This is a genomic window from Myxococcus sp. AB056 (assembly GCF_006547365.1).
GTDB classification, from domain to species: domain Bacteria; phylum Myxococcota; class Myxococcia; order Myxococcales; family Myxococcaceae; genus Myxococcus; species Myxococcus virescens.
The window spans coordinates 1-18,014 of sequence record NZ_VHLB01000012.1 but is presented as its reverse complement, the minus strand read 5'-3'; the positions used below and the strand labels follow the sequence as shown (position 1 = coordinate 18,014).

Here is an 18,014-nt window from a genome sequence, read left to right as displayed (position 1 = left end):
ATGGGCGGGCTTCACGTTTCGGGTTTGCCGTACAACCTGGAGTCCAAGCGAGCTTGCACATGCACCCAATTCGTTCAGCGAAGATGGCGGTGGTGGGCTGTGGTCTCATGGGAAGCGCACTGGCGCGAGCCTTCGCCTCGGCGGGCCACGACGTCGCGGTCTGGAACAGGACTCCCAGCAAGGCCACCGCCGTCGGTGGTGGAGCCCGTGCCTTCGACAACCTCGTCGAGGCCGTCTCGGGACGCGAGCTCGTCGTCGTCTCCCTCTCCAACTACGCCGCCGCCGCCGAGGTGCTCTCGGAGAAGGGCGTCGCGGAGGCACTGACTGGAGCGACGCTCGTGCAGCTCACCAGCGGCTCACCCGCGGACGCGCGCGAGGGGCTGGCGTGGGCCCAGGCCCACGGCGTGGACTACCTGGATGCCGCGATCCTCGCGTACCCGAGTTTCGTCGCCACCGAGTACGCGACCGTCTATTACGCGGGGTCGCGCGGCACCTTCGACCGGCACGTCGAGACGCTCCAGGCGATTGCCAAGAACTCCGTGTACGTCGACGAGAAGATTGGCGCTGCCGCGACGCTCGACTGCGCGATTCTCGAGGCCTATTACGGCGGCTCCCTGGCGTTCCTGCACGCGGCGGCCATGTGCAAGGCGGAAGGCCTGGACCCGAAGGCTTTCTTCGCCCAGAAGAACTCATTCCTCGGCCTGATTTCCGTCACCGCCGACGCCGCGCAGGGCATGGTCGAGCAGAATGACTTCTCAGGCGACCAGTGCAGTCTCAACACCCACGTCGCCGCAATCGAACACATCGTCCGGCTGAGCCAGGACGCCCGCATCAGCGCACGCTTCCCGAAGGAACTGCTCGACAACTACAAGCGAGCCGTCAGCGCGGGGCTGGGGGACCAGGAGCTGCCGGCCGTGTTCCGAACCCTGCTCCAGGACTGACGCTCACGACTCCGCACAGGCCACGAGGACCGCCCGCCAGCGCGGGCGGCCCCTGAGACAGCTCCAACGCAGACTGCTGCTTCAACAGCCTCCGGTCTCATCGAGCGCGTGGGGCGGGCTCGAACAGGACGAGGTCGAAACAGGAGGAAGTGCCCGACACTCCAAACACTTCCTCCGGAAGCGCCCCCACTGGATGCCTGATTAGAACAGGTCGTGCGCGGGCCAGGCGCTGACGCCGTTCACGACGCTCCACATGAGGCTGTCGAGGTTGATGTCGGGCGTGCCCGAGCCGGAGCTGTTGTTGGAGTTGGTCATGACGGACCAGGTGAACTCCTCGGAGCGGCTGGGCCCATAGCGGTCATCGGTCCGCACCAACAGGGCCCGGGTGCCCGGGATATAGCCACCGTGCCACCAGTTGGGGATGCTGTTCACCGACCAGCCCTTGGCGTAGTTGACGGAGTTGCCCAAGGTGTCGAGCGCCGTCGTGCGTGTGGTCATCGTGGTGAGTGAGCCCGCGCTCAGCAGGTCCGGAACGGTGGAGAACCCATCCGCTCGCACGGCGACGCGCAGCAAATCAATGGGCGTGGCGACCCAGCCGCCGTGCGCATCCATGCGACGCACCGGCATGCCGTACGGGCTGAAGGCACCCGCGCCAAGCTGGTAGTAGACGGGCTCGTTCGTCAGACGCGCGCCCAACGTATCGCCCCCGACGGCGAAGCTGGTGGCGCCGCTGGGCGTGAACACGTTGGTGCGCATATAGGCGTCATAGGTCATGCCCGTGACCCGCTCGATGATGCGGCCGAGGACGCTGTAGCCGAAGTTCGAATACTGGTACGTCGTCCCAGGCGCGAACTCGAGCGGCACGTTCTGCAACACCCATTGGATGAGCTGGGCGTGCGTCATGCCCGTGTTCATGAACATGGGGTCGCCCGTTCCGTCGGCGCCGTCGTTGTCCCATGCGCCCGCGGTGTGCTCGAGCAGGTGCTGGACCGTGATGTTCAGGACGCGGCTGTCCGCGTAGGTGTTCTGCGCGCCGAACGTCTCCCCGAGCAATCCGCCCCGGCCGAAGACGCGGTCCGTCAGACGAATCTGGCCGCTTTCAATCAGCCGCATGATGCCGATGGAGGTCATCGGCTTGGACACACTGGCGACGCGGAAGCGGTGGGAGGTGTTGACCGGGGTGTTGTTGGTTCGGTCGGCCAGGCCATACCCCTTGGCGAACACGAGGCGCCCGTGGCGGGTGATGGCCAGCGACAGGCCGACGGTGTTCGTGCTGGCCATCGCCTGCTGGACGGTGTCGTCAATGTGCTGCAGGTCGGCCGCGCTGAACGTCAGGTTCTGCCAAATCAGGGCGAACTCGGGCTGGCTCCCATTGTTGTGCGCCGCCACCAGGACGGGGCGATATCCCTGGTTCTTGAGGTCCGTCACGGCCTGTTGATACGCGGCGGCGGAGAGTCCATGACGCGCGGCGGTCGGAATCCCCGATGAAGCCTGGAAGATGGCCGCGTACCGGTCCGTGCCACCCACGTTGTAGCTGCTGACCTTCGCGAGCTGGTAACCCTGGGTCGCGTTGGTATTGAACGTGGACTGGTACTGGGACGCGGTCAGCCCGTGGTAGGCCCGCCAGGCCGGGCCGCTCGTCTGCTCCCAGATGGCCGCGTAGCGCTCCGCGCCACCGGACGTGTAGCCACTCACGTGCACGAGCCGATAGCCCTGCCCCGCCCAGGTGTTGAACTCCGTCTGGTACTGGGACGCGCTCAGGTCATGGCGGGCCACCCACGCGGCACCACCGTCCACGTGGAAGATAGCCGCGAAGTAGGCGACGCCTCCGACGCTGTACCCGTTGACCACCACCGGGCGGTATCCCTGCGCATTCTGATTGACGACGGTGGTCTGATACTGCGCTGAAGTCAGCCCGTGGAAGGCCCGCCAGGCCGGGCCGCTCGTCTGCTCCCAGATGGCCGCGTAACGGGCACTGCCTCCCTCTTCGTAGCCGCTGACATAGGAGAGACGATAGCCCTGCCCCACCCAGGTATTGAACTCCGTCTGATATTGGGCGTTGGTGAGCCCGTGGCGGGCAATCCAAGCATCATATGGACCGGCCAGTGCCTGGGACTCGGCGCTAGAAGTGTCGCGGGACTCTTCCTCTGGCACCCCGCATCCCACGAGGGACACGACCAGCACTGACAGGACTGTCAGTAGCGGCCTCATGCTGAAAGGTTTCATGCTCGAGAACTCCTGCTTGACGTTGGTACCGCCAACAGGAAACGAATCCAGCGCGCATTTCCCCTCAGCTGCGGACAGCAAAAAAAGAGCCCCCTGCACACCTCCTGCTTTCCTCAGGGCCATGAGCGACAGGGGTCGGCTCCGCGAAAGCCCCTGGTTCGGCAGAAGCGCGACCACCTGCATCCCGGACGCGAGGCCCATGGACGGCGCGCCCTCTGCGTGGTGAGCGCCCTGCCCGTGCGTCAGGTCAGCGCCGCCGTCCGCCGCCGCCCGGCCGTCTTCCATTCCGGGGTGCCTTGCCGTGATGGCCCCGGTGCCCCCCATGTCTGGGGGCGCCGCGCTCCCGGTCCTGTCGCGGGACTGGACGCTCACGGGTGGCCTCGGCGATCTCGTCCGGCATCCAGGGCCGGTCGAGCAGTTCCTGGAGCTCGAGGAGCGAGCGAGCTTCGAGCACGCCCCTTCGGCCCCGAGCCACGCTGAAGCGCTGGGGACGGTCGAGCAGCGGCAGCTCCTCTTGCACCAGCGTGCGCGCGAGCTTCTCCGGCAGGTGCAGCCGCACCACGCCTCGCGGGGCTCCGTCCGACAGTCTCTCCACGTCGTATTCGAGCGGCACCGCCTGCTCGCGCACCTCCACGGCGTCCGGGAGCGCCAGGAGCGCCTGACGCGTCGCGGACGGCACGAGCGCGTCCAGTTCGAGCCGCAGCGGGCGCGCCTTGAAGTCGTCGAGCGTGTCCACCCCCTCCAACTGCGCCTCGTAAAGCGCGGTCAGCTCCGACAACCCCAGCGGCGCGGTGGTCCCTCCCGAGCGTCGCCACAGCTCGCGCACCTCGGCGATGGCGACCCGGTGCCGGTCCACCGCGGGATGGGGTACTTCACCCTGCGCCAACGCCTCGGCGAGCGCGTGCCGGGCCGCCTTGGCGAGCTCCGGCCCCCAGGCGCGCAGCACCTCCACTTCCCGTTCGAGCTCGAAGCCGAAATAGTCCACCCGCTTTTCGAGCACGACCGAGCGGAAGCGCACGTCGTACACCGGCGCCGCCGAGTGACGGTGGGCGTAGCGGCGCAGCAGTGATTCGGGAAGCTGGGTCCCCTCGATGCCGGCCTGCGAGTCGCCGTTGCGGTCGGCGAAGTAGCGCAGCGTGCCCGCCACCGCGCCCAGGTTGCCACACACGCTCGTCTTCGACACGCGCGCGACCTCGCCCCAGGCGGTGCGCTCGTCGATGACCAGGTCGAAGGGCATGAAGCGTGCGAGCAGGTCGCAGAAACGCCGGTGGGCGCGCGGGTCCGCGACGGGCATGCGCGCGGGCAGCGCCAGCCCCACGCTCCGGTACACGCTCGCCATCGCGAGCGCCGCGTCCTCCAGGACCTTCACCAACACCCCACGCACCTCCGCCCAGGCCGCGAGCTTCTCCGCATGGAAGACGTGGCGCGGCAGCCCCTGCACCTCCCCCACCGTGCCCGCTCCACGGAAGGCCTCGGCGTAGAGGTTGTACGCGGTCAGGTGGTCGCTGCCGGGCACGAGCAGTCCGTCCAGGTTCCGCTCCTCGCGCGTCATCCTGTGCAGCGACTCCACCGAGCTGCACACCGCGAGCAACGGCAGCAGCGCCTCCTCCGCGTTGACGATGAGCTCCGCCCACGGACGCTCCACGGGCAGGGCCTCCACCGCGCGGCCGTAGTCGGACAGCCGTCCTTCCGCGTCCACGATGCCGCGCGCCTGCAACTTCGCGAGCGCCCGGCGATAGGCATTGCGGTCCAGCGGCACGGGCAAATCCAACTCATCCGCCCGCACGCCCAGGGCCGCGGCGGTGAGCGCCACCCGCTCCGGCTCGCCCGCGAGTTGGAACTCGGGTTCGGTGGGCCTCAGCGAGGCGAAGTGCAGCGGCCGGTCGCTCAGGATGAAGACGCGCCCACCCTCCACCCGCCCGTGCACGCGCCCCGCCATCTGCAAGAGTTCGTTGTTGCCCAGGTGCACGCGGGTGAGGACGTTGCGGCCGCGCTCCACCAGGTTCGTGAAGCGCATGTCGTCGATGACGACCGTGTCCAGCCCCGGAACATTGAGCGCGCTCTGCCCCGCCGCCGTCATCGCGAGCACGAAGGGCCGGGGCGCCGTACCCTCCAGGAAGGGGCGAATGGCACGCAGCGGTTCGCCGCCGTGGTAGTGCGCCGCATGGAGCTCCGGTGCGTTCGCGCGCACGTGGGCCGCCGCCTCCTCCACGCCCGCGCGCGTAGCCAGGAACACGCCCACGCCGCGCCCCTGCTGCTGCACTTCTCGCAGGAAGTCCTCGTCGAGGAATGACAGCGGCTGACAGCGCTCCACCTCCACCCGGGCCGCCTTCCTCGGGTCGAAGGAGGACACCTGGAGCACGTCCGCGCTGTCCAGGTAGCGCGCGTAGAAGGCCGGGTCCACGGTGGCGGACAGCCAGATGAAGCGGCAGCCCGCGCGCTTGCCCAGGGCCAGGCACAGCTCCAGCTCGGCGGAGGTCTGGTGGATTTCATCCACGATGAGCGTGTCCTCGCGCCGGATGGCGCCGCCCTGGAACCAGCGCCGCGCGATGCCGGTGGTGACGATGGCCACGTCCGCGAGCGGCGTCTGCGTGGTGGCCTCCCGCTCGCGGTTGACCACCGCCACCCGCAGGGGCCGCCGGCCCACGAGTTCCTCCGCGATGGAGCGGATGGCGAGCGTCTTGCCCGTGCCAGTGCCCGCGACGATGCCAAACCCCTGCCCGCTCCGGGCCAGCTCGCGGAGGCGCTCGCCGTGGTGCTCCTCCAGGTACGTGCGCAGCTCCAACCCGAGCGCCAGCTCGATGGTTTCGCACGCGGCGCGCGTGGGCGCGATGACCACCACCCGCCCGCGCTGGAGCATGACGGCGGAGGAAGCGTCGGGGCGCGGCGGCAGGTATCGGTCGGTGGGCGTACGCACGAAAGCCAGTGATACGCACGAGCGGTGTCCAGGGGAAGCGATTCGCCCGCGCAAGCCCGGCCGAGGGGAGGCAGGCAACCGTGAGCGCCAGGGAGTGACGTACTCGGCCATCGGGCTAGCGAGTCCAGCGCCGCCCGGTGAACGTGGCCTGCGGCGCGAGGAAGCCCAACTCCACGACGCGGTCGTCCGGGCCGAGAGCACCGCACCGTCCAAAGGACGCATGCTCGCGGGAGCCGTCGCCCGCACGCGGGAGCCTGCGTCGCGTTCTCATCCATCAACGAAGCATCACGAGGCGATGGAAGTGAGCGCGACTGGACCTGCGGAAGATTTGCGACCAGGAACCCGGCGCGCCCCCTGGCCGCGGCTCTGCTCCGGACTTATCGCCATCGGGGCTGTCGCCCACCCGAGAACGAGGGGGAATCATGCGTGCATGGTGGCAAGTGGCATGGGTCTGTCTGGCAACCGCGGGATGCGGTGGGCCTCTTCCAGAAGCATCGCTCGCCGAGGAACACGCCCCCGAGGAGGTCACCGCGCATTGGGATGCCCCACTCCCGAAGTTGGGGCCCGCCACGCTGTTGAAGGACATCTACCCGCCTCCCCCGGGGCCATTCCCGGACCCGCTGGGTGGCCCGTCGCCAACAGATCTGGTGTCCTTCCGCGGCAAGCTCTTCTTCTCTGCCTTCGACTTCGAGGCGGACCGGGGCGCGCTGTGGCGGAGCGCGGGCACGACAGCGAGCACGGTCCCCGTGAAGCACCTGGACGATTCTCCCGGACGGCTGACCGTCGTCGGCCAGCAGCTCTTCTTCACCGAAGGCTTCATGGAACACGGCGCGGACCTGTGGGTGAGTGATGGCACCACCGCGGGCACGCGTCAGGTGAAGGACCTTGCCCCGGAGGGCGGCACCGCCTCCCTGGCGGACTTCATCGCGGTGGGCAACAAGCTCTACTTCTTCCGGTCGGTCCGGCCCACCCTCATCGCCGCCGAGAACCTGGAGCTGTGGCGCAGTGATGGCACCTCGGCAGGCACAGTGCGCGTGAAGGACCTGGGACCGAGGGACACCGTGAACGGGCCCTTTGACCTGGCGAGCGTGGGCAACCGCCTCTTCATGAGCCTCGGGGTGCCCGACACCGGAGTGGAGCTCTGGGTGAGTGACGGCAGCGCCTCCGGAACCCGCCTCGTCAAGGACATCAACCCGGGTGCCGCCTCCTCGTTCCCTCGGAACCTGACGCAAGCGGAGGGAGTGCTCTACTTCTCCGCGGACGACGCCGTGCACGGCCGTGAAGTGTGGCGCAGCGATGGCACGGCCCAGGGCACGGAGCTGGTCGAGGACACCGTTCCCGGACCCCAGGGCTCGGAAGCGCAAATCCTCGCCCTGTTCAAGGAACGCCTCTACTTCGCCACCTTCACACCGGGCTTCACGGTGACGGAGATTCGCAAGCTCGACCCGGCCCCCTCCTGCCACCCGCGCTCGAATCTCGTTGCGAGCATCCCCAACCCCTACGCCGACCTTCCCTTCGATTTCTTCATCTTCGTCGCCACGTCCACGGCGACCGAGAGAAAGCTCTACTTCACGCTCTTCTACGACATCGGCAGCCCCGCCCCCTTCGACGTCCAGCTGTGGCGGACCGATGCCACCGCCCAGGGAACGAAGCTGCTGTACCAGCCACTCATCGTCTCTCCGGACCTCCGACCGCCCACGCCAGTCCCCACTGATGACGGCCGCGTCGTCTTCTACGCCTTCGATGAAGCACACGGCCACGAGCTTTGGGTGAGCAACGGACAACCGAGCGGCACCAAGCTCCTGCAGGACATCGTCCCGGGCCCCGCCTCTTCCTATCCGCAGGACCTGCTGCGCGCGGGCGACTTCATCTACTTCACGGCGCTGGATGGGCAACTCGGCCGGGAGATCTGGGTATTGCCCGTGCCGAGGCCTCAGGTCGCGAGTCACTGACGCCTCGCCAACCCATCACACTGGCGGCCTGCCGGTTCTCGGAGGCCGCCCCCGCCCCGTGCGACTGCCTCAGACAACACACCTCACGACGCCGCATTCAAGACACACCACCGCTACCGGCAGGTGATGCAATCGAGTGAGGGGAGTCTCCTATATGGGGCCCCTACCCCAAGGAGCCTTTCAATGGCAAACCCGGTTCGTTTCGCATTCACGCAGACCGCCCAGCCCAACCTGGAGTTCATCGTCGAGTTGTCTGACGAGAAAACGATTGCGCACGCACGGAAGATTCTCTCTGGCGAGGAGAAGAACGAAGTCCACGTCCACGGACGCATCATCAAGCGGGCCGCGGCCTACAACCCGAAGTTCTCCTTCCACCTGGACCCGAACACCATCCGCTTCTTCTCGATGGCCATCGAGGTCTGCGATGCCAACATGACGTATGTGGAAGACCACCTCGACGAGGCGGGCGGTGCATTCCTCCCGGGCGGACACTGGTGCCCGTGGGACTCCAAGCTGACGCGCGAAATCGCCTGATCCCCTTCAGATAGGTCCGCGAGCAGAGCGCCCTGCGTGGCCGAAGAAGCCACGCAAGGCCGCCTGGTGTTGAGGCTCGAGCTGTCCCAGCCAAGCGAGCCAGGCCCCTGCCGCACACCGCATGGGAGCGCGGACAGGGCCGGCCTGTCCCCCCAAAGGCAGTGCGGCCTGTCCACCCGCCGGTAGCATCACTCCGGCGTCTACCGAGACGGGCGTCCTCAAGCGGGAGCGCAGACCGCCGCGCTCCCCGCATTCACGGCCGGATGCCGGTGAGCGCGAGGCGCAGCACCCGGCTGGCGGTGAGCGGATCGTCTTCGTTGGCGACGGCAATCGCGTTCGCCAGCATCAGCAGGTCCTCCGTCGTGGCACGGGCATGAATCGCGCCTGCCGATGACGCCCGCGCCACCAGAACGCTCAACACATCGAGCAGCTTGTCGGTGGAGCAGACCTCCTCAGCCGTAAGGCCATCCGGGCCGGTCAACAGCGCTGCGGCAAGCCCGCGGTGGGTCGCCGTGTAGACCGTCAAGTCCTCGAGCCAGGCCGCCAACTCGGCGGCGGGATCCTCTCCCGGTTGCGAGGATGCCCGCGCACAGAGTTGCGCGACGCCATCGCGGAATACCGCCTCCAACAGCGACTGCCGCGAGGGAAAGTGCCGGTGCAGGGTCGCCGAGCCGACCCCCGCCCGCCGCGCGATCTCCTCGAGCGACACCTGCGCACCATCCCTGCCGACCAGCTCCGCGGCGACCGCGACAATCCGCTCCCGGTTGCGCCGCCCGTCCGCTCGCAACGGCTTCACATGCTCCACCGCGACCGCCTCCTCACGCGAACCCGCGTTGACAAATGGGGTCCCCCTCCATATCTAACCACGAGAATAAACGGTGGGGTCCCCCACTTACAAAGGAGCGGTCCATGAGCAGCAACGAATGCGTTCTCGTCACCGCTGCCACGGGGCGTCAGGGCGGCGCCACCGCCCGGGCGCTGCTGGCCGAAGGCGGCACCCCGGTGCGTGTGATGGTGCGCAATCCCAAGGCGCCAAACGCGAAGGCCCTCGCGGAGGCTGGCGCCGAGGTGGTCGTCGGGGACCTCGACGATCCGGCGTCGTTGCGCGCTGCCTGCGCTGGGGCGCGGGCGGTCTTCTCGATGCAGTCCCCCATCATCTCCACGACTGGCGTCGACTACAGCAAGGAACTCCAGCAAGGGAGGAACCTCGTCGAGGCCGCGCTTGCCGAAGGTGTCGAAACGTTCGTGCACACCGCGACCTCCGGTGTCGGCGACCACCGCAACGTGGAGGGCTGGGCGGAGGGGCGCTGGAAGGCGCACGAGACGTATTGGGAGAACAAGCTTGCCACCTGCGAACTCGTCCGCAGCGCGGGATTCAAGCACTGGACCCTCATCCTGCCCGCCACCTTCATGGATCATCCGATGTTGGATCCGGCTGGCTTCGTCGACGGGCACCGGTTGCTCACGGTGATCAGGACCGATCAAACCATCGCGTTGGTCGCGCCAGAGGACATCGGCAAGGCGGCCGCGGCGGCGCTCAACAATCCCGCGACGTTCAACGGCGTGACGCTGCAGCTCGCGAGTGACCTGCTCACGCTTCCTCAGATCGCCGAGGTCCTCTCGCGCCTCGACGGCAAGGAGTACATCGTCCAGTTCAGTACGGTCGAGGAGGCCGTCGCAGCCGGCCTGCATCCCGGCGTGGCCCAAGGCCTGACGTACATGAACGTCGCACCGGTGCTGGCGCGGCCTGAAATCGCGCGGTCCTATGGCCTTTCGCCCATGAGCTTCGAGACCTGGGCGCGCCAGCGTCGCGAAATGGCCTGACCTGCCGCCCAGGCGTCGCAGCGCCGATGCCGTGTCCGGGGCGAGCGGCTTCTCCAGCTTCGTGTCGCAGGCGGACACCGCGCGGCATCCCACGAACAGGGATTGGACGTTCGAGATGGGCCAATGGGATGACCCGAGCCTGCTTGGCTTCGAGCTGCTCGGGAACGAGCCGGACCTGGTCGCCCTCCACCGAAATGCGCCACTGGCCGTCGAGGTCCACATCCTCCATCCGCGATGCCTCCGGGGGTGGTGGCGCCTCGGAGAATTCGAGGCGCTGTTGACGGCGGAGGGCCGCTGACGGGGAAGTCCGAGATGATTGAATCGCTGCCGAGTCCTGGGACATCGGAACCGTCATCCCCAACCAGCGGCGCATAGGATGCGCCGACATGGACTTCCAGGCGCGACTCGAAGCGCTCACGCACCAACTCCGGCCCTGGTCCCCGCTCTGGTCCCGCTCCATCCTCCAGGGCTGGCCCGGGTCCGGCGCCGCCTATCCCGAGGACTGGCTGGGCTATGCCCGGTCGCTCGATGAAGCGGGCGAGCGTCAGCTGGACCAGGGGGCGCTCGAGGGCGTCGCGCCTCCGGCCCTGTGCGCACTCCTGGGCGCGCTCCAGGAACTGACGGCGCTGCCCTGGCACGAGGGCCTTCACGCGCTGACGGTCGCGGAGACGCAGGGCCTCAACGCCAAGAAGACCCACGAGCTCGAGCGGGTGCTCGCCCTGCTCGCGCCGAGAACGCGCTTCATCCACCAGGCGGTCGATATTGGCGGCGGCATGGGACATCTCGCCCGCCTCTGTTCGCGGACGTTCGGGTGGACCTTCCACAGCATCGATCGGGACGCCGCGTTGCAGGACAAGGGCCGACGGTGGCTGACGAGAACCCATCCCCCAGGCGGGGACACCCTGTGTTTCATCCAGGCCTCCGTCGAGGACGGACTCCAACCACAGCTCGATCCGCTCTTCTCCGGCTGGGACCGCGCCTCGATCGGCCTGCACACCTGCGGGCCGCTCGCCCTCACGCAGATTCGCAAGAGCCAGGGGGCGGGCTTCGTCCTGAACATCGGCTGCTGCTACGACAAGCTGGAGGTCCCGCGGGATTACCCTGTCTCCCGCTTCGGGAGCGAACATCCGTTGCCCTTCACCCCACATGCCCTGGCGTTGACGACGCGGGGACGGCATCACAAGACCGAGGAGGAGTTCGCGCGGATGAAGCGGGTATATGCGTGGCGCTTCGCGTTCGATCTCCTATCGAGGCGGCACTTTCCCGAACGCGGCTTCGTGAGAGCAGGGGATGCGCCCCGGGCGCTTTACGCCGAACGCTTCGCCGTCTACGCGCGCGACCGCCTGGAGCGCCTGGGCCTCGATCCCGGCATGACGGACGCCGAGCTGAATGCCTTCGAGGTTTCCGTTCGCGCCGAGACACGGGACCTGTTGCTCTGCCATCTGCTGAGGGACCGCTTCGCGAGGGCGTTGGAGGTCGTGCTCCTGCTTGATCGCGCGCTCCTCCTGGAGGAATCGGGCTTCCAGGTCGAACTCCTCCAACTCTTCGATCCGCGCCTGTCTCCGCGCAACCTCGCACTCATCGCGTCGCGGAGTGCTTGAGCACGTCTCGGGCCGGCCCCCGGGGGCCTGTCGCGCCCCTCAATGCGGCCAGTCTGGCGCAACGTTTCAAGCCCTCACTGAAGTTGCTCCGGTTCCGCAGAGTGTCCCGGGCAATCGCCATCAAGCAGCAGCCCGGTACTTCTTTTCGAAGTTGGCGAGCGACTCGTAGTCGAGCGCAGGGTGCCGTCTGTGTGGGTTGTGCCAACCCTCGATGAACTCGAAGAAGGCCATCCGTGTTTCTGCCTTCGAAGGAGAGTCGCCGAGCCGGTGCGCTCCACATGCTCCCACTCGGCATCCGGGAAGGGAGTACAGCGTTTCCATTCCCAGCGTGTAGCCACGTCACTGGCAGCCTGCTGAGTCTGCCTACTCCTCCGAGGAGCATCACGCAAACTGCGGGAGAGGCGCGAAGCCGGGGCAACTTCACCTCATTGTTGGCCACCACCAACCGAGCAGCGCCCGCGAGCAGTGTCTCGACTCAGCCCCAGAAATTACTCCTCCCCGGCAAGCGAAGGAGATGGGGAAGCAGACATGGCGAAACTGACGAGCGCGGTGGGGCGCGGAGGCTGGGCCTGGCTTTTCGGAGGGTTGCTGTTGTCCTCTGGGGCGGTGGCCCACGAAGTTCCGAGACGGTTCGAGGAGAAGTTCGGCCCGGTGTTGAACCTGAGCGACACGCCGACCTTCAACTTCGAGTACTCGATGGCCGTCTCAGGAGACGACGTCTATGTCGTCTGGAGTGACACCCCGGCCGGGGGCACCACCAGCGTCTTCCTGCGAAGGAGCTCGGATCGGGGCAGGAGCTTCAGCCCTCCCCAGCTTCTGAGCAGCGGCGTCACGCCCGCCTTCATCCCGTTCGTGTTCGCGGAGGGAAAGAAGGTCTACGTCGCATGGAGCGAGCAGGGCATCCAGTTCCGTGCGAGCCACGACCACGGCAGGACGTTCGAACCGCCCCTGACACTCAGCACCAGCGGCTTCACTCCCCGGATCGCGGCGGAGAACAGCGACGTGTACGTGACGTGGGGCGTCTCGACCGGTGAGGAGTCAGTCGACCAACTCTTCCGGGCGAGCCACGATCGGGGCCAGAGCTTTGACCCCACGCTGACCATCGACGACGGCCAGGATATTGGTGTCACGGAAATCGTCGCGTCGAACAACGGAGTATTCCTGGTCGGCGATGACGCGGGAGTGGATGACATTCCCGACGTGCGATTCCGCCGCAGCACCAACGAGGGACGTACCTTCGACCCGCTCATCAACCTCAGCGCCCCCCAGGGCCCGCTCCAGCCGTCACAGCGCGCCCGCATCGCGGTAAAAGACCAGAAGGTCCACGTGGTCTGGGAAGAGTGTAATGACTTCTTCCCCACCCTTTGTGACATTGTCTATCGGCGCAGCCCCAACCGGGGGGCCACCTTCGAGCCGGCCGTGGTCCTGAGCGACAGGGTGGGACTGGCGCTCGCACCGGACCTCGAGGTCTCGGGCCAACATGTCTTCGTGGCGTGGCAGGACAATGGCCCCGGGAACTTCGACATCTTTCTCCGTATCAGCGACGACCGCGGCGACTCGTTCGCCAAGGCCCGCAACCTGAGCAAGAGTTCCGGTGACTCCGGTGCCGTCAGCCTCTCCGCCGAGAACGAGTTCCTTCGCGTCGTATGGGAAGACAGTACGCCGGGCCCCACCGACATCTTCTATCGGGCCAGCGGCGACTTCGGTGATTCCTTCGAGCCCATCAAGAACCTGAGCGACTCCCCCGGGCGGTCCTCCGCCCCACGGGTCCTCTCATCCGAGGGGGGAAAGAACGGCTACGTGGGCTGGCTGGAGGACCTGTCGGTCGACAACACGGACGTGTTCTTCCGACGCACCGAGGTGAAGTAGGCCGCGCCGGCCCCGGCGGCATGCACTCCGGTGGATGATCGCGCGCATGTGAGACGGGTGCTACTTGCACTCGTCCTTCGGACGGAACGGCAAGGCCCACAGTTCGCGTCTGGTCTTTCCGTCCTCCGCCGAGAAGGACACGTCCCAGCCCGAGCGCACGAAGTCGCGCGGCGACGAGGAGGAGGCGCTCCCATGCGCCAGCTCCCGCAGCTACACCGTGCCCGAACGGGTGCCATCGCTCCCCCAGGGCTCGTGCCCATGCTCCCCAGCTCTCGGCGAAGAACAGCGTGCCTTTAATGAAGGCCAGCGCTTCGGGATCCGATGAGTCACCACCAGGCGCCAGATTCTTGAAGTGCGTGCTCCCCTACCGGGTGCCGTTGCTCACCCAGTGCTCACACCATTGCCCGAAACATCATTCGCGGCGAAGACCCCCGCGAGTTCAGAACCGCGAGGGAACCAGCTGAGAATCTCATAGGCCCTGGCCAGACATCATTCCCCCGCGTCGTGCCCGACGGCGAGCCGTCGCTTGTCCAAAGCTCATCGCCCTCTGGCTCACCGTCCCCGGAGCTGAAGACGAGTCGATTCCCCAGCGCGACCAGATCGTGCGGATTCCCTCCTGAGGCAAGTCAGCCCCAGAGCGAGCGGGCAACCTCCCTTGGGTAGCCTCTTGAAGAGTCGGACAGGCTCGTTCGGCTAGAAAGCGAGTCTGACCGATGGAGAAGACGACGAAAGAGGGCGCCCCTGGAGGGGCTGGGCAGGGGAAGAGCCGCCGCCGGTACTCGGCGGAGGAGAAGCTGCGCCTGGTGGCTGATTGCGAGGCCTCGGGGAGCAGTGTGTCCCTGGTGGCCCGGAAGTACGGCATCAGCCCCAGCCAGCTGTTCCGCTGGAGGCAGCTGAAGACCGCCGGCGGCGAGTCAGGGCTCAAGACTGGCGAGGACGTGGTGCCCGCCTCCGAGGTGCAGTCGCTCAAGGCGCAGGTGCGCGAGCTGCAGCGGCTGCTTGGCAAGAAGACGCAGGAGGCGGAGATTCTGCGGGATGCGGTGGCGGTGGCCCGCGAAAAAACTGCTGTCGTCCGCGGCGTTGTCGAGCTTGCGAGGCATCCTGTGAGCGCCGTGTCCCGAACACTTCGGGTGGCCCGCTCCACGCTGCACCGCCCTCTTTCCCCTCGAGAGCCCCGCTGCTCAGACGCTGACGGAGACTCCGAGGCGCTCGCGGGCCTCAAGGCCGTGGCCCAGGAGCGTGCCACCTACGGGTACCGCCGGGCCTGCGCGCTCCTCAACCGTCAGCGCCGCAAGGAGGACAAGCCACCCGTCAACCACAAGCGGGCGTACCGCTTCATGCGGGACGCCGTGCTGCTCCTCCAGCGGCACACGGGCAAGCCCACGCGCACGCACGAGGGCACCGTCACCACGCTGAAGAGCGACCTGCGCTGGTGCTCGGATGGCTTTGAAATCCGCTGCTGGAATGGCGAGCGGGTACAGGTAGCCTTCTCGCTCGACTGCTGCGACCGAGAGGTCATCGCGTACCGTACCTCTGCGGAGTACCCCACCAGCCTCACCATCCAGGACCTGATGGCCGAGACGGTGGATGCGCGCTTCGGCCCGGGCATCATACGGGTGCCGCACCCGGTGGAGTGGCTATCGGACAATGGCCCCGTCTACACCGCGCACGACACGCGCGAGTTCGGCCGCTCCCTGGGGCTGTTGATGTGCACCACGCCCGCGTACTCGCCGGAGAGCAACGGCATGGCGGAGGCCTTCGTGAAGACCTTCAAGCGCGACTACGTGTACGTGCACGAGCTGCATTCTGCCGCCCACGTCCTGGCGCAGCTGCCAGCTTGGCTCGAAGACTACAATTCGGTACACCCTCACAAGGGGCTCGGAATGCGCTCGCCACGCGAGTTTCGCGGGGCGGTGGCCGCAGGCGCCTGTCCAGCGGAGGTCGGCTGATGTCGTCAGGCTCCCTATCGATGCAGCTTGAACTCCGCAGCGCCCACGTGCCCGGCGAGGGCAACGAGCGTCGGCCCCTGGCAGCGCTTTGCGAAGATGAGCCTCACGTTCATGGTGAATTGGCGTGGACCATCGGCGAGCGACGCGTGCCGTGCATGGGCTTCTGGGGGCCGGACGATGTGTGCCTCGGGCAGTGGTGGGACGAACTCACCGGGGCCGTAGCGGCACTTTCCGACAGACAGCCCTACACCCTCGACTCGTGCGAGCAGGGCGACCCCGCCTTCCTCTTCGAGCGCACGGACGCGTCCCTCCACCTCTCCATCGTCGCCGGCATCGGTGGTGGCGCCCCGCATCCCGAGTGGCAGAACGCGGAGTTTGCCTGGGACGACCTGGGCGCAGCACTCCGGCGCTTCAAGCACGACTTGCGGCAGCTTCTTGAGTTGAAAGGCCCGCCCACGTTGCCAGCGGAGTGGAAGAAGCGTTTTTCAGAACTGGTGTGACAGAAGTGCATAGTCGAGCCGCCAACCTGTCCGAACTTAACGGGGCAACTCCACTCCCGTGATAGGCGTTCGAGCATCGCGACCGGCCGTCAAGTACTACACGGTCACGTCCCTCGGAGTCCCGGCGCTTCTCCAAGGAGAAGCTTCCTCCGGGGAGATCCAAAGTGACCATGTAATATCAGACGCTGTGGGACTGAGGCAGCAGTGCAAAAAGAAGGAGCGCGAGCCGAACCAACGGCCCGCGGACAGGAGCGGTGCGCCTGAAACCTGTGGGGCAGGCCTTCTTATCGGCGCTCCGCCTCGCACACGGCGTGTCACCTCGCCCTCCTTGCGTCAGCCCCAATCCCACTGCGTCCGCACAACAGAGGCCCAGTCCGTCCCATACTCATGCCCTCACGCGCATGTTCCGTTCTGGCAAGGACCTGCTCCACGGGAGGAACGGCTCTGGGTTCTGACCGCGCCCACGGGTAAGGCCATCTTCAAGAAGGCCCCCATTCCGCCTATACTTTCAGGCACAGATGATCAATCTAGATAGGCTACTGCGGACAATAGAGGCGAAGTACGGATCTTTAGACAAGCCTCGCTTCGACTTTGTTGAAACCACTCTAAGGAAGGACCCGTATGCGCTCCTGCGCGAGAAGATTTCCCGCGCTGCGGAGGTAGAGGATCTGACAGACAGCAATGACGACGTCTGTTTCTCCTATCGGATACGTAGCACCGATGGCGGGCTATTGCTTCGGGTGTCGATGGTTGGACCGTATTTTGTGCTGACGCGGCCTTTCTCCTGGGGCGCCCATGGGCGATTTGTCGAGCCAGGCGAACCAAGAGAAGGACTTGAAAGACAGATAACCGAAATGTGCTTACAGGAGGGCCTAATACAGATTGATCGCAAAACCTGTGAGCACCCTATTGAAATGCCGATGTTCAAGACGGAGCCGGAGCGGGTTAGGATTTTCAATGCGATTTTCACAGACACAGATTTGCTGCCGTGGGAGTAGTCCTCTGACCGGGAGAAGATTGGTGGATTGTAGCCGGACGTCGCCCGGACCTTTGGGACAGTGAACCGCCAGCGGATTCGCAACCTCTGGCGATTGGCCCACCGTTCCCATGCGCCCGTTTCCTGGTCGAGCTTGTCGAGGGTGGGGCTCCGCCGCCTGCCCAGGCACTGAAGAGAGCAGAGGGAGATCTACCTCTGCCTGATTAAGTCAACTGCCGTGCACGGGCGTGAAATGCACAGTGAAGCGGCGCCAGAGTCGACGACCTGCCCGCTTCCCGTATCGTACCTCCAGGGCGCGACAGGAGTGGGTGCTGAGGTTATCGAGCACCCGGTGAATGGCTGCTGCGTCCGGATAGTGATTGGCAACGTCCCGCAGCGCTTCGGCGAATGCCTCGCTCTTTCTGTTGGGCGTGGCCTTCACGAAGTGCCAGCCTGCTGTGCGCGCCAATGCGCAGAAGAGATTGGCAGTGCCACAGCGGAAGTAGGCGTAGTCCCGGCGTGCTTCTCGTCCAGGGGAGGCCGGCGAAGCAGGACGTACCCACTCCAGCAGTTGCACCGGCATCTCATCGAAGCAGACCGGTGAGCGTCAAGGTAGTTGTCGCGTGAGAGGGTTCAGCCGACGGACCGCACCTCCTGCGGAAGCGGGGTGAGGTTGGGAGTGGGATTGAGGCGCACGGGGCCTACCGGCGTCCAGTCGCGCGTGC

At 66.6% G+C, this 18,014-nt stretch carries 13 protein-coding genes and 2 pseudogenes; 10 read left to right on the top strand and 5 right to left on the bottom strand.

The window, feature by feature from the left end; translation table 11 throughout:
- Positions 1-59: 59 nt before the first annotated feature.
- A complete protein-coding gene (locus tag FMP39_RS07925; RefSeq protein WP_228557775.1) occupies positions 60-941 on the top strand; it encodes an NAD(P)-binding domain-containing protein in 882 nt (293 codons plus the stop codon).
- Between the two features lie 201 nt (positions 942-1,142).
- On the opposite strand, the gene FMP39_RS07920 is transcribed toward FMP39_RS07925, so the two are convergent.
- Complete coding sequence (locus tag FMP39_RS07920) at positions 1,143-3,248, bottom strand: serine hydrolase (RefSeq protein ID WP_141589359.1); 2,106 nt, start codon at positions 3,246-3,248, stop codon at positions 1,143-1,145.
- A 166-nt stretch (positions 3,249-3,414) separates the two neighbouring features.
- Positions 3,415-6,330 (bottom strand): DEAD/DEAH box helicase, encoded by a 2,916-nt coding sequence (locus FMP39_RS07915; protein ID WP_141589358.1) that lies wholly within the window; start codon positions 6,328-6,330, stop codon positions 3,415-3,417.
- A 311-nt stretch (positions 6,331-6,641) separates the two neighbouring features.
- Here FMP39_RS07915 and FMP39_RS07910 point away from each other — a divergent pair, with 311 nt between their 5' ends.
- Together FMP39_RS07910 and FMP39_RS07905 are read left to right on the top strand one after the other, a co-directional pair.
- Entirely contained in the window at positions 6,642-8,036 is a 1,395-nt protein-coding gene (locus tag FMP39_RS07910) for an ELWxxDGT repeat protein (RefSeq protein WP_228557772.1), read from the top strand.
- Between the two features lie 183 nt (positions 8,037-8,219).
- Positions 8,220-8,570: a calmodulin gene (locus FMP39_RS07905; protein ID WP_141589356.1), complete on the top strand. Its 351-nt coding sequence runs from the start codon at positions 8,220-8,222 to the stop codon at positions 8,568-8,570.
- Between the two features lie 253 nt (positions 8,571-8,823).
- Here the strand turns inward: FMP39_RS07905 and FMP39_RS07900 are convergent, their stop codons facing one another.
- Positions 8,824-9,375 (bottom strand): TetR/AcrR family transcriptional regulator, encoded by a 552-nt coding sequence (locus FMP39_RS07900; RefSeq protein ID WP_141589355.1) that lies wholly within the window; start codon positions 9,373-9,375, stop codon positions 8,824-8,826.
- 104 nt (positions 9,376-9,479) lie between these two features.
- On the opposite strand from FMP39_RS07900, the gene FMP39_RS07895 reads away from it, so the two are divergent.
- The 3 genes from FMP39_RS07895 (at position 9,480) to FMP39_RS07885 (ending at position 11,995) form a co-directional block, all read left to right on the top strand.
- Positions 9,480-10,394 carry an NmrA family NAD(P)-binding protein gene (locus FMP39_RS07895; RefSeq protein ID WP_141589354.1) on the top strand — a complete coding sequence of 305 codons (915 nt, stop codon included), beginning with the start codon at positions 9,480-9,482 and terminating at the stop codon, positions 10,392-10,394.
- 31 nt (positions 10,395-10,425) lie between these two features.
- Entirely contained in the window at positions 10,426-10,692 is a 267-nt protein-coding gene (locus FMP39_RS07890; RefSeq protein WP_141589353.1) for a hypothetical protein, read from the top strand.
- Positions 10,693-10,780: 88 nt separating this feature from the next.
- Positions 10,781-11,995 carry a methyltransferase gene (locus FMP39_RS07885; RefSeq protein WP_141589352.1) on the top strand — a complete coding sequence of 405 codons (1,215 nt, stop codon included), beginning with the start codon at positions 10,781-10,783 and terminating at the stop codon, positions 11,993-11,995.
- A gap of 120 nt (positions 11,996-12,115) precedes the next feature.
- Here FMP39_RS07885 and FMP39_RS37835 read toward each other — a convergent pair.
- A pseudogene (locus FMP39_RS37835) lies at positions 12,116-12,244 on the bottom strand (IS3 family transposase); the annotation flags it as partial.
- Positions 12,245-12,523: 279 nt separating this feature from the next.
- Between FMP39_RS37835 and FMP39_RS07880 the strand changes: the two are divergent.
- From FMP39_RS07880 to FMP39_RS37350, 4 genes are all read left to right on the top strand, one after another.
- Positions 12,524-13,864, top strand: coding sequence for an exo-alpha-sialidase (locus tag FMP39_RS07880; protein ID WP_141589351.1), 1,341 nt, complete (start codon positions 12,524-12,526; stop codon positions 13,862-13,864).
- Between the two features lie 713 nt (positions 13,865-14,577).
- A complete protein-coding gene (locus FMP39_RS07870) occupies positions 14,578-15,813 on the top strand; it encodes an IS3 family transposase (RefSeq protein WP_141589350.1) in 1,236 nt (411 codons plus the stop codon).
- A gap of 20 nt (positions 15,814-15,833) precedes the next feature.
- Positions 15,834-16,313, top strand: coding sequence for a hypothetical protein (locus FMP39_RS07865; RefSeq protein WP_141258960.1), 480 nt, complete (start codon positions 15,834-15,836; stop codon positions 16,311-16,313).
- Between the two features lie 518 nt (positions 16,314-16,831).
- On the top strand, positions 16,832-17,311 hold the full coding sequence (locus FMP39_RS37350) for a hypothetical protein (protein WP_194858285.1): 480 nt from the start codon (positions 16,832-16,834) through the stop codon (positions 17,309-17,311).
- A gap of 207 nt (positions 17,312-17,518) precedes the next feature.
- On the opposite strand, the pseudogene FMP39_RS07860 reads toward FMP39_RS37350, so the two are convergent.
- Positions 17,519-17,875 (bottom strand): annotated as a pseudogene (locus FMP39_RS07860) (transposase); the annotation flags it as partial.
- Positions 17,876-18,014: the final 139 nt, after the last annotated feature.

Coding starts and splice junctions, on each gene's coding strand:
- FMP39_RS07895 (WP_141589354.1), top strand. CDS start 9,480: ATGAGCAGCAACGAATGCGTTCTCGTCACCGCTGCCACGGGGCGTCAG.
- FMP39_RS07870 (WP_141589350.1), top strand. CDS start 14,578: ATGGAGAAGACGACGAAAGAGGGCGCCCCTGGAGGGGCTGGGCAGGGG.
- FMP39_RS07880 (WP_141589351.1), top strand. CDS start 12,524: ATGGCGAAACTGACGAGCGCGGTGGGGCGCGGAGGCTGGGCCTGGCTT.
- FMP39_RS37350 (WP_194858285.1), top strand. CDS start 16,832: ATGATCAATCTAGATAGGCTACTGCGGACAATAGAGGCGAAGTACGGA.
- FMP39_RS07865 (WP_141258960.1), top strand. CDS start 15,834: ATGCAGCTTGAACTCCGCAGCGCCCACGTGCCCGGCGAGGGCAACGAG.
- FMP39_RS07905 (WP_141589356.1), top strand. CDS start 8,220: ATGGCAAACCCGGTTCGTTTCGCATTCACGCAGACCGCCCAGCCCAAC.
- FMP39_RS07925 (WP_228557775.1), top strand. CDS start 60: ATGCACCCAATTCGTTCAGCGAAGATGGCGGTGGTGGGCTGTGGTCTC.
- FMP39_RS07885 (WP_141589352.1), top strand. CDS start 10,781: ATGGACTTCCAGGCGCGACTCGAAGCGCTCACGCACCAACTCCGGCCC.